The organism is Exiguobacterium sp. s194 (genome assembly GCF_018618275.1).
GTDB classification, from domain to species: domain Bacteria; phylum Bacillota; class Bacilli; order Exiguobacteriales; family Exiguobacteriaceae; genus Exiguobacterium; species Exiguobacterium chiriqhucha.
In genome coordinates this window covers 166,973-181,215 of the sequence record NZ_JACSLT010000005.1, presented here as the reverse complement: position 1 = coordinate 181,215, position 14,243 = coordinate 166,973, and the positions used below count along the sequence as shown (strand labels likewise).

Genomic DNA, 14,243 nt, shown 5'->3' with positions numbered 1-14,243 from the left:
GTTACATCACTTCCTCAATCGCTTTAGTCACGTGTTCATTGGCGATGATCGAATCATCTTCCTGGAGGCCGAAGGCGACGTTCTCCTCGATCCACTCGCGGCGATGGGCAACATTGTCTCCCATGAGCACCGAGACACGCTTGTCGGCGACGGCAGCGTCGTCGACCGTGACGCGGATGAGCGTCCGTGTGTCGGGGTTCATCGTCGTCTCCCATAGCTGGTCGGCGTTCATCTCACCGAGACCTTTGTAGCGCTGGAGGATATAGCCCTTCTTATACACTTTGACGAGCTTCTCGAGCGCTTCTTCGTCCCAAGCGTACTCGAACTGTTCCGACTTGCCTTTCCCTTTCGAAATCCGATAGAGCGGTGGCAAGGCGACGAACACTTTGCCGGCCTCGACGAGTGGGCGCATATAACGGAAGAAGAACGTCAATAGGAGCACTTGGATGTGAGCCCCGTCCGTATCTGCGTCGGTCATGATGATGATTTTGTCGAAATTGCAGTCCTCGAGCTCGAAGTCATGGCCGACCCCAGCCCCGATCGCGTGGATGATCGTGTTAATCTCCTCATTCTTCATGATGTCCTGGAGTTTCGACTTCTCCGAGTTGATGACCTTCCCGCGCAGCGGCAGGATGGCCTGAAACGTCCGGTCGCGGCCCTGTTTGGCCGAACCGCCGGCCGAGTCACCCTCGACGAGGAACAGTTCGTTCTTGGCGGCGTTCTTCGACGTCGCCGGCGTCAGTTTCCCGTTCAAGATGCTCGAACGTTTCTTCTTCTTGCCGTTGCGCGCCTCTTCCCGGGCTTTCCGGGCGGCTTCGCGGGCCTGGGCGGCGCGGATCGCCTTCTTGATGAGCATCGTCGCCATCTGCGGGTTCTCCTCGAGGAAGATCGTCAGTTGTTTGGCCATGACACCATCAGCGCTCGTACGGGCCTCGGGCGAACCGAGTTTCGATTTCGTCTGCCCCTCGAACTGGAGGAACTCTTCCGGGATCCGTACCGAGACGATGAGCGTCAAGCCTTCGCGGACGTCACCGCCGTCAAGGTTCTTGTCTTTTTCTTTCAACAATCCGTTCTTTCGGGCGTACTCGTTCACGATGCGGGTCATCGCCGTCTTGGCGCCGACCTCGTGCGTGCCGCCGTCACGAGTCCGGACGTTGTTGACGAACGAGAGGACGTTCTCGGAATAGGCGTCCGTGAACTGGAAGGCGAGCTCGAGCTCGATATCGTTCTCCGTCCCTTCGAAATAGACGATTGGATGAAGCGTCGCCTTATCGTCGTTCAAATATTGGACGAACTCGGCAATCCCTTCCTCGTAATGGAACGTCTCTTCTTTATCCGAGCGCTCGTCCGTCAACGTGATCGTCAATCCTTTTAACAAGAATGCTGATTCACGGAGCCGTTCAGCGAGCGTGTCGTAGTTATATGTCGTCGTCGAGAAGATCGAGGCGTCCGGTTTGAAGTAGACGCTCGTCCCTGTCTGACGCGTCTTTCCGGTCTCGAGGAGCGTCGTCTGCGGGATCCCGCCGTCGGCAAACGTCTGCTCGAACACTTTGCCGTCGCGATAAATCGTCACGAGGACCTTGCTCGAGAGTGCGTTCACGACCGAGGCGCCGACCCCGTGGAGTCCACCTGACGTCTTGTAGCCGCCTTGGCCGAACTTACCGCCGGCGTGAAGGACCGTGAAGATGACCTCTGGCGTCGGTTTCCCGGAGGCGTGCATCCCCGTCGGCATACCACGCCCGTGATCGCGTACCGTGATTGCGTCATCTTTATGGATGGTCACATCGATTTGGCCACCGAATCCGGCGAGCGCCTCATCGATCGCGTTATCGACGATCTCATAGACGAGATGGTGCAAGCCGCGATGGTCGGTCGAACCGATATACATCCCCGGACGTTTCCGGACAGCAGTCAGTCCTTCGAGCACCTGGATGGCGTCTTCATTGTAATTAAATAAGTCTGTTGACATCTTCGTCACCTCAATTTCGAACACACGTTCGTTTTTCTATCCTATTGTATAGCTGTTTTTGGATTCTGGCAAGCCTCCCTCCGCGAGCGGGGCTCGTGAAAAAAAGGAGACCTACCAAGGAGGTAGGTCTTAACCGAGAAGGCGGGCGTGCTCGACATAGATGCATCGATTTTCGATGTAGTCGAGTCCGGCATCGCGAGCGATCCGCTCGGCGTCCGGGCTGGTGAGCCCGAGCTGGTTGAAGACGAGACCGACATCCCCATGTCGGACGGCATCTTCGGCCACGCCGGCCAAATACTCATTGCGTCGGAAGACGTCGACGATATCGACGCGCCCCGGGATGCTCTCGACCGTCGGATAGACCTTGCGTCCGTTCCACGTCTCGAGCGTTGGATTGACAGGGATGACTGTGTAACCTTGCAAGATCAAATAGTCTGCGATTTGGTTCGCGGTCTTGTTCGGGTTCGCTGACACGCCGACGACAGCAATCGTCTTCGCCTCGGTGAGCCATTGTTTCAAACGTTGATCGTCCATCCTGAAATCCCCCTTTTGTTTACGTTCTCAGTGTACCTTTACCTGAATCACCGTTTCAAGCTTTATTTTCTTTTATCATACAACTGTAACTCTTTCAAATTTTTAAAACAAATCAATTGGTTCACCATAACTTATTATGTAAACCGGATTATATGACGATATTTCTCCGGTTCTCAGGTTGATGTGTGTCTCGGAGGAAAATCCCGTGCGAACAAACGTTGCGTGAAATATCTATTTCACGCAATCATAAGGACCGATTTAAAGCGTTTCAGATAGTAAAATTGACTCGTTTCTCGAACGCCCATGGGCAAATCGATGGCAGTTCGGTATACTAAAGTTCAGGAGGTGTTCGCGTGGGAACTGCCTATGAGGAACGTCGCGGTACACTATATAATTACCGCATCACTTTTTACGGGAACGCGCTCGCTTGGCTCATCCACGTCGTGTTCTTGATCACGTTTTGGCAACTCGGCGTCACGGTACTCGCCTGGTCGAATCTACTCAGCATTCTGTATTACACGCTATCCTTTTATTTTGTACATAAACGATATTATCGAGCGTTCTTCGTCGGTCTGTTCATCGAGGTCGTCTATAACGCGATCATCTCGACGGTCGTGCTCGGTTGGGGTGCGAACGTCCACTACTTCATCATCACGGTCGCCTATGGCGTGTTCTTCATGCCGAACGTCCGTCGGTCCATCCGGGTCGCCTCGACGATACTCGCCATGACCATCTACGGTTTCCTATATATGAATGTGACGACAGGGACGCAACCGCTCACGCCGTCCTTCGAGCAAATATTGGGCCTCTTTTGTCTCTTGTCGACGATCGCCTTGATTGCTGGTCTGTCTTTCGTCTTCGAAGGGTCCGTCGTCGAAGTGACGTCCGAGCTCGAGCGGACGAACGAACGGTTACACACGCTCGCCTCACGGGACGGGCTGACCGGGTTGTATAATCGGACGACTGGTTACCGATTGGTCGAAGATGAGATTCGCGAAGCCGTCATCAATGGACGGCCATACGCCGTCGCTCTAGGGGACATCGACCATTTCAAGGCGTTCAATGAGCAACACGGTCATGACTGCGGCGATCTCGTACTCAAGCAAGTCGCCTCCGCGCTTGCCCGAACCGACGGGATAGCCGTCCGTTGGGGTGGCGAGGAGTTCCTCATCTTCTTGGCGGACCAGTCCACTGCAGAGGCCACGGAGACGATTGACCGCTTGCGCCAACGCATCAAATCACTCGAGACGATTTATGACGGCCGTCGTCTCAGCGTCACGATGACGTTCGGTGTCACGACGCGAACCGGATTCGAGGCCGTCGACACGCTCGTCAAAGAGGCGGACGACCGGCTCCGGGCCGGCAAACAAGAAGGCAAGGACCGAATCGTCACGTCAATCCATCAGTAAGCAAGGAGAGATCTTTTGAGTATATTCCGCCAGCTCGGACAAGCACCGACCAAGGTCACGACGAAACGTTTCAATTTGAGCGGCTACGAGCGCATGCCGAGCTTCATCCAGCGTTTTTTGAATCACCTGGCAGCCAAACATTATTCGGAACAGACCGCCCAGCGCTATCTCTATGATTTTTTAGACTTTTTCCGCTGGGTCGAGGCCGCCAGCGCATCCGAGGTCGACCCATCATCGGTCGAGATTGACTCGTTCGTCGAGTTCGATCACGCGGGGGCTGAGGCGTACGCGACGTATCTCGCCCTCGAGCTCGATAACGCTCCGAGCGTCATCAACCGAAAATTGTCGTCGATGCAGTCGCTGTTCAACCATTTGATTGAGACGGGCGTGACGGCCCATAACCCGTTCCAGGCGGTCGAACGGCCAAAGCGTGCCAAGCGCAACCCGGTCTATTTGACGGAGCAGGAGTGGCTCGACTTCTCGACGCTCGTCCGCAGCAACGTCGGTATGTCCGACCGCGAGGCGAGTTGGTACGAGCGCAACCGGGACCGCGATTTTTTGATGATTCAACTGCTTGGGTTGACCGGGATGCGCGTCTCGGAACTCGTCGGCCTCGATTGGAACGATATCGACCGCGAGAGCGGGACGATTCGCGTCATCGGGAAAGGCAATAAGGAACGGGTCATCCCGATCGCCTCCCCGCTCGAGCCGCTCCTCGACGCCTATCGATGTGACGGGTCAGGCCCGTTATTCCAATCGGAGCGAGGCAAGCGCATCTCGGTGCGGACGGTGCAACACACGTTAAAAGGCCACATCGACCGCTTGAAACCGTATTTGCCGTTCTTGACGCATAAACAGGTGACACCACACAAACTACGGCATACATTCGCCTCACGGCTCGCCATGAGCGGCATCGATGTGTTGACGATTCAACAGTTACTCGGTCACGAATCGGTGGCGACGACGCAAGTCTATGCCCATATCGGCGACGAGAAGAAAAAACAAGCTATGATAGGTTTACGATAACTTATTATGTAAACCATTATAAAACACCTGAATCAATCACATGGATTGGTTCAGGTGTTTTCGTTATAACTGCTTCGTCGATAGAATGACAATCGTCTCATCGAGCACCGTGTAATAGGCATCTTCAAACGTTTGCCGCTCATTTGTCTCGAGATTGAACACGGTCACGCCTCCATCTGTTCCATCTGCCGCCGACTCATGGATGAAATAGTTCGAGGCGAGCACGCGCTCGAATGGAGCCGTGTCGAGGAAACGGGCCCCGCTCGTCGCGTCAATTAATTCGGTATGGTCCGTTGACTCTTCCACTTTAATGAAAATCGTCGAACTGACATCGTCATACGTGAAGTCAATCGGCTCGTAGGCGCCCCAGTCGACCACCGCCACCTCGCGGAGCACGTCCGGTGCGGTCAACTCATAAATCGTCTCCTCGTTCGCCTCGTCGACGAAAGTCGAGAACCGAAGTCGCTTGTCCCGTTCACCCAAGTATTGGACCGTGTCCCCTTCCCCGTGCAGACGAATCAAGTCCTCGAACGGAATCTCGTTTTGACGAGACTTGATCGCTTCGACCGCCTCGTCGAGCGAACAAATCAGAATCGCCTCCGAATGGTCGATCGCATCGTCCGGGGAGACCCGACCGTCCTCGAGTGCCTCGTAATAGGCAAACTCGTCCAAGCGGGCGTTGCAGACGATATATGGAATGCCATCGAGCTCGGTCGAGAACAGATAGAGCTCACGGAACTTACCGGCATGTCCGACAAGTCGCTCGTCACGGATTCGCTCTTGGAACGACGTCTCCGCATCATACAACCATGCCTCATCAGTATCTCCGAAACTCGTCAAGAAGAGGAAGTAACGGTCCGCGAGAACCCAATAGAGCGTGCTGTTACCACGTTTCTCGAATGTCGCGAGCACATCTTCTCGTCCAGAGCGATAGTCGAACGCAATCAACTCCGTGCGGACGACACCCGTCCGGTCTGGTATCTCATTCAAGAAATAGACACGAGCGTCACTGACGAACAGCTTCGAGATCCCATAGTCTTCATAGGCGCGATGACTGATCGGCGTGACGGTCCCGTCCGCTTCATCATAGCGATAGATCGAGAAACTCGTCTCGCCGGTCTTCTCTCGATAGTAGATGGACGTCTCGGTAACGGCAATCAAATCCTCATGGCTGATTGGCATGGCACGTGCGTCAACGATTCTCATAGGGCACCTCTCTCATAAGAAGATTCAACCGGCTCGACGGTGACGATGCCGGGTGGTCGTTTCGGGAATGAAATCCGCAAATGGGCGAACTCAATGATGGATTGGTGAGGATCGGTCTTCTCGACCCAACGGACGCGTTGGCGGTTCGCCAAGGCGTGGCCAATCTTTTCTTCAATTTGGAACTGGGAAATGCCACGATAGGCGACTTCTTGGATATAGGTCGATTCATCAGGCTCGAACTGTTGCCAAATGCCCATCACGAGCTGTCCGAGCGAGGAGACCCGTCGCTCAGGCAAACGGACCGTCCGGAGCGTCTGCTCCACTTCCTTCAAACATTCGAGCGGGTCGTCCGCGACGGCAAACAGTCGCTTAGCCGAGTTGTTCATGACCCGGTAACGTCGTTTCCCGCTCTCGAGCCGAAGCACTTGCGCATAGGGTTCGACCGGCACCCCATGAAAGAACGTATCGGTCCCACCCCAGGAAAAGCCGAAGGCGGGATCGAATTTCTGAATCGTGTTCATGAAGGCGAGCATGAAATCCTCGACTTCACGACGCTCGAGCCGTAACCATTCGGCGAGCGCGAGCGTGCCGCGGTCTTTTTTAATGCGATGCACCGGGAAGAACAAGTCCCCTTCGGCCAGGCGATGCGGTTTGAGTTCCGTCCCGTCGGCGCGATAATCCGTCGCCGGACGGCCGCTTCGGCCCGCATAGATAATCCATTCGTCATCCGTGCTCTCAAACGCGTAGGCTTGGTGCGCCCAAGGCGGCGTCACGTATAGGGCCGGATACTCTTCATACGTCTCCAGGTGCAGATAGGAGCGGTCGGTCCACAGTTGTGCGAGCAGGTTAACGATTTCTCCCGTCTCGGACTCTTTCGGTGCGATATAGTTGCCGGTATTGCCGATATACGTCAAGACATGGAAGTCGTAGGCGTGATACAAGTGTCGGACGATGCGCTCGAACACGGCGGCAATCATTCGCTCGAACAATGGATGGTCCTCGTTCCGGTCGACCGATGTCGCATCGACCGTGCACATGAGCCACCCCATGCGGACGTACAGGCGAATCCGGAGCGGATACGAGATCAATGGGGACGAAGATGCATGAATCTCCGTCAAACCGAGGTTGGCCATGTTCTCGACCTGTAACGTGAATCCGCTACGCCTCAGTTGCTCCTCCATTTTCTTTTTCCAATTGATCGTCTCCATTCGCATTCACTCGCTTTCCGTTGCCATCGGTCTTGTCTGGCTCATTGTGAAATTTTTCCCGTTTCTTGAATCAAACAAACGCCTTTCCACCGGCATGTTCGGTGAGATGCTTAAGCGCCTCGTCGAGAATGGCTCGGGACGTCCCGAAATTGAGGCGTTCGAACGTCTCACCCGACTCCCCGAACGGGTGACCTGGCGACAAGAACAGACGGACTTCCTCGTGCAACCACTTCTTCCGCGGTTCCGTTTCGAAATTGAGCGCCTTGAAGTCGATCCAGAGGAGATAACTCGCCTCAGGCATGTACGTCTTCAATTGGGGCAGCTCTTCCTGGAACCGCTCGACGAGGTACGTCGCCTGCTCCTCGAGTTCGGCCGTCAATTGGTCGAGCCAACGCTCGGCCCGCGAGTCGGAATAGGCGGCGATGATGGCCGTGTTCGCGAACGGTGTCGGTAACACATGATGTTTGTTTTGGACTTGGATAATCCGTTTTCGCATCGCATCGTCCGGACAGATGATGTACGACGCGAACAGCCCCGCGATATTGAACGCCTTCGACGGTGCACTCACCGTGATGACCGAGTCATCGAGGCGATTGAGGGCGGTATGCCGTTGTGACGGATAGGTCAAGTCGGCATGAATTTCATCGGCGACGAGGATGACGTCATGGCGACGTGCCAGCTCGACGACTTGCTTCAGCTCGGACTCGGTCCATACCCGTCCGACCGGGTTGTGCGGCGAGCAGAGCAAGAACAACTTCGCCTTCTGCATCTGTGTCTCGAGCGCGTCAAAGTCCATCTCGTAGCGACCATCGACTTGACGGAGCGGAGCGTCGAGCAACTCCCGTTTCAACCCGGTGACCAGTTCATGAAATGGCGGATAGACGGGCGACTGGATGACGACCCCATCCCCTTCCTCCGTCAACGCCTCGACGATATGCGTCAATCCCGGTACGACGCCACTCGAGAACAAGACGTGATCGGCATCGACCTTGAGCCCGTGACGACGGTCATACCAAGAACTCACGGCTGCTTGCGCCTCTCTCGAGAACAATGTGTACCCGAACTCTCCTGTCGCGGCCCGTGCCGTCAGCGCCTCCGAGATGGACGGTGCCGTGCGGATATCGATGTCTGCGACCCACAGCGGCAAGACGTCATCTGTCAAATGGAACCAGCGGTCGAGCCCGTCCCATTTCACCGAATCCGTTCCCGTCCGGTCAAGCGATTGATGTAAGATTGATTTCATGTTCATCCCTCCTACTCCTACTGTAACAAAAAACGAGCGTTCGAGTCCGCAAAACGATGGCGGATTCGAGACGCGTCGGCTATAATCGACCGAGATACTTCAAGGAGGTGAACCCGATGACCGTGACCGTCATCCGCCATAAACGCCGGAAACGGGCGGCTTTCTTCGTGACGCCGGACGGCATCGAGCTGCGGATTCCAGCTAGGCTCCCGAACCGAGTCGTCGAGACAATATTGACGGAACATGCCGGCTGGATCGAAGATCGCCTCGCGGCACTGCCCAAGCGTGACGTCTTACCAGCCGACAGACTGCTTTTGCACGGAGAGACGTTTTCGCTCGTGAAAAGCAATACCGAGACAAGGTTCCGCTTCGACGGCGAAAACTTTTACTGTCCTGCGAAGTGGGACGAATCATCGCTTCGGAAAGCGTACGAGGTCTGGCTACGAGAACGGGCCCTCGCTTATGTGATGGAAAGGTCCCCCCACTATGAACGTCAACTTGGTGTGAAGGCGGAACGAATCCGCATCGGCCACCAAAAGACGCGCTGGGGGTCATGCAGCTCGACCGGGACGATCTCGATCAACGTCCGGCTCATGCTCGCCCCGCAGGACGTCATGGATTATGTCATCGCCCACGAATGGGTCCATCTCGTTCATTTCGACCACTCGAAAGCGTTCTGGTCGAAGCTTGCGTCAGTGTATCCAAACGTCGCCGGCGCGATGGCCTGGTTGAAACAGCATGGCCATACGCTGCAAATCAAAAAAACCAATTGAACGTGTCCCTTGTCAGGAGGCATGTCCGATTGGTTTTTTAAATGGCGGAAGTGAACCGCTCGGCTGTGCCGTTCAGCGATTCGGCCGACTGTTCGATATGCTCGAACCGCTCAAGCGTCTGTTCCATGATGCGGACACTCTCTTGAATGTCTGTACTGGAGCGGGATACGCCGTCGACGATTGAGACGAGCTCTTTGTTCATCCCGTCCGTGTTCGCGCGTATTCTTCGATCGTCTGTTGGCGACTCGTGATGTCGGAGGCGATTTTGACGACGCCGACGACTTCATCCTGTTCATAGATTGGCATATAGGTCGCTTCGAGCCAAATTGAATCACCGCGGGCGTCGATGCGCTCGATTTTGTCGGCCGAACTGAAGCCGTCGAACAGCTTGTTCCAAAACGCTTGATAGTCGGGACTGCTGACGAAACTTGGCGTGCAGAACAAGTGATGGTGCATCCCGATCATTTCGTCACGTTTATATTTCATTGCCTTGGCGAAGAGGTCGTTCACATCGACGACGCGTCGTTGACGGTCGAATCGGATCATCGCCACGTTGGCCTCGAGGGCACGGAGCACCTCAGGGGATGAGAGGCTAGCAATCTTTGTCAGTTCCATTCCGATTATTCCTACCTTCTTTTCTCGATTTCCTTTAGTGCTTTATTCCTGGAATGTAGCGGAATTCTAGTGTACCCTGTGCGAAAAGTCCTGAATAGCGTCGGTTTTTGAAATCGAGTCAATATCTTGAATTTGAAGTGTTTTCCAGTTGGTTCACTGCTAAGTCCATGAACAAAGGACCCGTGCCATGCACGGGTCCCCTATCATTCCTGGTCATCGAATATTGATTTGAACAGCGTGACTTGGTCGGCCGTGAGTTCACCCCGGCTGTCCTTTGGATCGATGCCGCCGATTATCTGTTCTTCGTACCAAATTCCGAAGTCGAGTGAACGTTCTGGCGCATCGTTCGGCGTGAACAAGAACGTCGCTTTCACATCCGGTTCCCGCTCGATCGGGACGGGCTGGTCTTCCCACTCGACTTCCTCCGTCGTTCGATCAAGCTCGGCATTCGTCTCAGCGTCGGTAATGGTGCGTGTCGGCCCGTATTCCCCATCAGTATGTATCGTTTGGTACTCGATACGAGACGGATCCACGTCTTCCTCGCTACTGGCACAACCTCCAAGCAACAGTCCCGCGCAGATGACATATCCAACCAACGTGCGTTTCAACAGAACACCCCTCCTCGATTTACAACCAATCCGTTCATTCGAAAGCCTGTGGGAATAACTCTTGGAACGTCTCCGACCCGACGCTCGACAGTTTGAACACTTCCCCGGACTTCACGTCTTTCACGAAGACATCGACTTTCTTCGACCGTTGCTGGTAACTGACTTCGAACTGTTGACCGAGATTTCCGTGTAATAGCGTCAAATACTTATAGTCTTCCGTCTCACCACTCTTCGTCGAAGAGCTCGCGGTCTCGAGGGCTTCGACCAATCGGTCATACGCTTTTCCGCTCACGTTCACCGCATCAGGGTAAGGGAGCGGGACTTCCCGGTGATACGGATACTGATGGAGGTAAGCGACCGCTATCTCGTCTAGATCTGCAGGATCTGTAAGGAGAGGGCTCGTTCGATAGCGCATCGACACGGTTTTTGTTACGTTTTGTCCGTCCACGTCAATCGTGAGGTCATATAGCGGATAAGATGTCATCGGTTCCATCGTGCCACCGTTATGGATTCGACGGAAGGTTAAACTGTCAGCCCCGTTGAGCAAATCGGCATCTTGTAAAATGGAGTAGGAATAGCGAGCCTTGTCTCCACCATAAGACTGGAGCAGATGAGGCATGTTCGTGGCCTTATCTCGTCCTAATGCGATAAACACATCGGACGGTCTAAGGTTCGGCAAAAAGTGGAAGAATGGGTTAAAGTAGCCCCCTTCTTCAATCCCAATCTCAACCGTGCCGCTAAATCCAGGCGAAATCCTCATAAGTGTGACCGGATACGGTTCCATGTCTTGTCCATTGTCATAGAAGGCGTCCGGCTTATGTAACGCAGCCCGTTCATTTGCGGTCGCGATATGGACGGTCGGAAGGAACGAAATCTCTGTGCCGACCTCGTCTTTCAAGTAGGCAGGTCTTTCTGCAAGCTCGACGGCCCCGTACCCTTCCATCCCGTCCATCCGGTCTGATTTACAGAGCGCATAGATTGTATCCCCCTCGACATAGGTCACTTCATTAAAACTATATCCATAATAGTCATCATTCATAAGCGGGGCCCGGGTCGCATACGCCATCCCGAGGATTGAAAACGTCTCTCCATCTAGTTCGGTCAGTCGTTCCTTGTCTTCACATTGGTTCAAAATCTTTTCGGCATCCACTACAGGCTCTTGACTGTTCAACGTAACCCGTTCGGCTTGCCAGTGCTCCTCGATATGGCCATAGCGGACGACGTCCACGTCTTCCGAGCAGCCTGCCGTCAACCATAACAGTGACAATGACATCAACGCTCGTTTCTTCATGTTCAACCCACTCATTTCTTCTTCAAGTCAGGGAAGTAGGACAAGAACGTCTCGGCCCCTTCGCTCGTCAGTTTGTACGTCTCGTCGGTCGAGCGGTCGGTCACGTAAATATCCATCTTTTTCGAGCGCTGTTTATACGTCACCTCGAACTCTTGTCCCTTGTGTCCATCGACGATTGTTAGAAGCGGATAGTCGCCTTCATCACCTTGACGCTTCGTCGGTTCAGCGGAATCGATTGCTTGGACGAGGTCATCCATCTCGTTCCCCGCTGCTTTTAAAAGAACCGGGTATGACAACGGAGATTCCGGGTTGAACGGCTGTTGATGAAGATAAACGAGTGGACCGACCACAAGTGGCATGTAGTCTTCGTCGGGGTGTGTCTCGAGCTGCTTTCGTTCCGCTGTCGATAATAAGTCAGAGGTGCGGTATGTGAACGTCATCGTCTCATTGACGACTTTTCCGTCACGAGTATAGGTGAACTCATACAATGGATAAGTCTGGTCCGGGATGAGCTCCGTCTCGAGGGGGAGGCGCTCGACGCTCAACGCTTCATATGTAAGCCCTTCTGCGGTTTGGTCAATCATCGACTCGAGTGGAGTCACCGAGAAATAAAGGTCCGCAAACATGAGCAGCAAATACGATTTCTCAGTAATCGTATCGTAACCGATCGCTACTTTGATGTCTTTCATGCTGGCCATCGACGGATCGAACGAGAACAACGGATATGGACTCGGCATTCCCCCGATTTCTACTTCAATCTCACCGTACAGAGCCGGGGAAAAGGCGACGAGCGTTTCGAGGAACGGTTCAATAGGGTTGCCTGACTCGTTCAATTCATCGGCATCCCGTAAGGCGGTTTTGGCGGACTTATCGGCCGGACCGACGACTGGATAACGACCGATCGGTGTCCCTGTTGATACGTCCACATCGTCAGGGAACGACTCGATCACTTCCGCCGAGAAGCGGTTCGAGGCCATGTCACGACAAAGCACATAATTCTCATCCCCTTTCATATATGATACGGCCTTGAACGCATACTCCTCACCCGTGTCCGTCATCGGATAGCGGTTCGCCACGATCGTATCGAACACAATCAAGTCGCCTTCCAGCTCGGTCGTCAACTTACCGCTACAGGCTTCAAGCGTCTCGTCGGCTGAATGAAGGGAAATCAACTCCTCCTTGGCATACTTGCTGACGGTCCAATGCGCGTCGACGTAAGACAAGTTTACGACGTCCGGCTTTTCCCCACCGCAACCAACCAATAAGCCTGTGGATAGTACAAATAAACCGACTAACTTTTTCAAATCATCCGCCCCTCATCATCTATTTGTACCAATTTTACCATTATATTACTTTAGGAGGGAACACGAAAAAACCCGTCCGACGACCTGGATGGGTTCAATGACCGTTACACAGTTTTATCGATGGCTCGGGTCAATCTCGTCTCGACATCGCGTGCCACAGCTTGGAGCGACTCATCCTCGATCAGTTCGATCAGTTTCGTTGGCTTTGGCATCCCGACATGGGTCGACCCGTCTTTCGTGAAGACGGCGAGCTTGCATGGGAGGAAATAACCGCCTTCCCGGTGCGCCGTGATGACTTTTTTCGCTTCTTTTGGATTGCACACTTCGAGGATGCGGTAGTCCCCATCAATCGCTTGACCTTTCTCTTCGAGCGTCTCACTCAAATTGAAGTCCCAGAGCACCCCGAACTCTTCCTCTTTGAGCGTCGTTTTCAGCTTCTCGACGACCGCTTCGACCGTCTGATCGGTCTTGACCGTGTAATCAAACATGTGAATCCCTCCTATGATGTAGTCTCTCTCGTCTTGTACCCGAAGTAAGGACCGACAAATCGTCTGTTCGGTCGAAAAAAGTATATGTGATTTGAAACATATTCGATGTCCGTCACGTATGTATGAGAGAAAATAAAGAAGTCCATACTTACGTAAAGGAGAAGTGGTTGCCGTGACGGTCACCGTATTCACACATACAAGCTGCAGTTCTTCCCGTAAGACGATCGATTGGTTACGTGAGCAGAACATCCCGTTCATCGAGAAGAAATTGACCGACCAAGGGATGTCGTTCACCGAGTTCAAAGACATGCTCCGCCTCACCGAGAACGGGACGACCGACCTGTTGTCCGTTCAAAAGAGCGTGTACAAACAAGCCGCGGATCAACTTGACGAGATGTCGCTCCGTGAGCTGTACAGCTTCGTGGCATCGCATCCCCAGATTTTGAAGAGTCCGATCGTCGTCGATGACAATCGGATTCAAATCGGGTTCAGCGAGAAAGAGATTCGCACGTTCATCCCGCGCCATGACCGCATCGCCGAATTGAAACGATTGCTCGACAACAAGTAAG

At 53.9% G+C, this 14,243-nt stretch carries 15 protein-coding genes; 4 read left to right on the top strand and 11 right to left on the bottom strand.

Going from position 1 to position 14,243, the window contains the following annotated elements; all coding sequences use genetic code 11:
- Position 1: 1 nt before the first annotated feature.
- Positions 2-1,969, bottom strand: coding sequence for a DNA topoisomerase IV subunit B (gene parE, locus KNP85_RS07960; RefSeq protein ID WP_214799912.1), 1,968 nt, complete (start codon positions 1,967-1,969; stop codon positions 2-4).
- 129 nt (positions 1,970-2,098) lie between these two features.
- On the bottom strand, positions 2,099-2,503 hold the full coding sequence (locus KNP85_RS07955; protein ID WP_021067467.1) for a CoA-binding protein: 405 nt from the start codon (positions 2,501-2,503) through the stop codon (positions 2,099-2,101).
- A gap of 353 nt (positions 2,504-2,856) precedes the next feature.
- On the opposite strand from KNP85_RS07955, the gene KNP85_RS15895 reads away from it, so the two are divergent.
- Both KNP85_RS15895 and KNP85_RS07945 read left to right on the top strand, forming a co-directional pair.
- Positions 2,857-3,912, top strand: coding sequence for a GGDEF domain-containing protein (locus KNP85_RS15895; RefSeq protein WP_029595439.1), 1,056 nt, complete (start codon positions 2,857-2,859; stop codon positions 3,910-3,912).
- Between the two features lie 15 nt (positions 3,913-3,927).
- Entirely contained in the window at positions 3,928-4,938 is a 1,011-nt protein-coding gene (locus KNP85_RS07945) for a tyrosine-type recombinase/integrase (RefSeq protein ID WP_214802579.1), read from the top strand.
- Positions 4,939-5,001: 63 nt separating this feature from the next.
- Here KNP85_RS07945 and KNP85_RS07940 read toward each other — a convergent pair whose 3' ends face one another.
- From KNP85_RS07940 to KNP85_RS07930, 3 genes are all read right to left on the bottom strand, one after another.
- Complete coding sequence (locus KNP85_RS07940; protein ID WP_214802575.1) at positions 5,002-6,144, bottom strand: hypothetical protein; 1,143 nt, start codon at positions 6,142-6,144, stop codon at positions 5,002-5,004.
- Positions 6,141-7,352: a hypothetical protein gene (locus KNP85_RS07935; RefSeq protein ID WP_029595436.1), complete on the bottom strand. Its 1,212-nt coding sequence runs from the start codon at positions 7,350-7,352 to the stop codon at positions 6,141-6,143. The genes KNP85_RS07940 and KNP85_RS07935 overlap by 4 nt, the downstream gene beginning before the upstream one ends.
- A 70-nt stretch (positions 7,353-7,422) precedes the next feature.
- Positions 7,423-8,595 carry a MalY/PatB family protein gene (locus tag KNP85_RS07930; protein WP_214802573.1) on the bottom strand — a complete coding sequence of 391 codons (1,173 nt, stop codon included), beginning with the start codon at positions 8,593-8,595 and terminating at the stop codon, positions 7,423-7,425.
- Positions 8,596-8,711: 116 nt separating this feature from the next.
- Here KNP85_RS07930 and KNP85_RS07925 point away from each other — a divergent pair, with 116 nt between their 5' ends.
- Positions 8,712-9,368 (top strand): M48 family metallopeptidase, encoded by a 657-nt coding sequence (locus tag KNP85_RS07925; RefSeq protein WP_131472646.1) that lies wholly within the window; start codon positions 8,712-8,714, stop codon positions 9,366-9,368.
- Positions 9,369-9,405: 37 nt separating this feature from the next.
- On the opposite strand, the gene KNP85_RS15785 is transcribed toward KNP85_RS07925, so the two are convergent.
- From KNP85_RS15785 to KNP85_RS07900, 6 genes are all read right to left on the bottom strand, one after another.
- On the bottom strand, positions 9,406-9,570 hold the full coding sequence (locus KNP85_RS15785; protein ID WP_251136264.1) for a hypothetical protein: 165 nt from the start codon (positions 9,568-9,570) through the stop codon (positions 9,406-9,408).
- A complete protein-coding gene (locus KNP85_RS07920; protein WP_251136263.1) occupies positions 9,567-9,983 on the bottom strand; it encodes a PAS domain S-box protein in 417 nt (138 codons plus the stop codon). Before KNP85_RS07920 ends, KNP85_RS15785 begins: the two co-directional genes overlap by 4 nt.
- Positions 9,984-10,186: 203 nt before the next feature.
- The gene (locus KNP85_RS07915; protein WP_214802571.1) at positions 10,187-10,591 is read right to left on the bottom strand and encodes a hypothetical protein; all 405 of its coding nucleotides are present in this window, start codon (positions 10,589-10,591) and stop codon (positions 10,187-10,189) included.
- Positions 10,592-10,625: 34 nt separating this feature from the next.
- Positions 10,626-11,882 (bottom strand): hypothetical protein, encoded by a 1,257-nt coding sequence (locus tag KNP85_RS07910; RefSeq protein WP_214802569.1) that lies wholly within the window; start codon positions 11,880-11,882, stop codon positions 10,626-10,628.
- A gap of 11 nt (positions 11,883-11,893) precedes the next feature.
- Entirely contained in the window at positions 11,894-13,186 is a 1,293-nt protein-coding gene (locus KNP85_RS07905) for a hypothetical protein (RefSeq protein WP_214802567.1), read from the bottom strand.
- Between the two features lie 104 nt (positions 13,187-13,290).
- Positions 13,291-13,674 carry a DUF302 domain-containing protein gene (locus KNP85_RS07900; RefSeq protein WP_131472636.1) on the bottom strand — a complete coding sequence of 128 codons (384 nt, stop codon included), beginning with the start codon at positions 13,672-13,674 and terminating at the stop codon, positions 13,291-13,293.
- 172 nt (positions 13,675-13,846) lie between these two features.
- Here KNP85_RS07900 and KNP85_RS07895 point away from each other — a divergent pair, with 172 nt between their 5' ends.
- Positions 13,847-14,242 carry a Spx/MgsR family RNA polymerase-binding regulatory protein gene (locus tag KNP85_RS07895; RefSeq protein WP_021067479.1) on the top strand — a complete coding sequence of 132 codons (396 nt, stop codon included), beginning with the start codon at positions 13,847-13,849 and terminating at the stop codon, positions 14,240-14,242.
- Position 14,243: the final 1 nt, after the last annotated feature.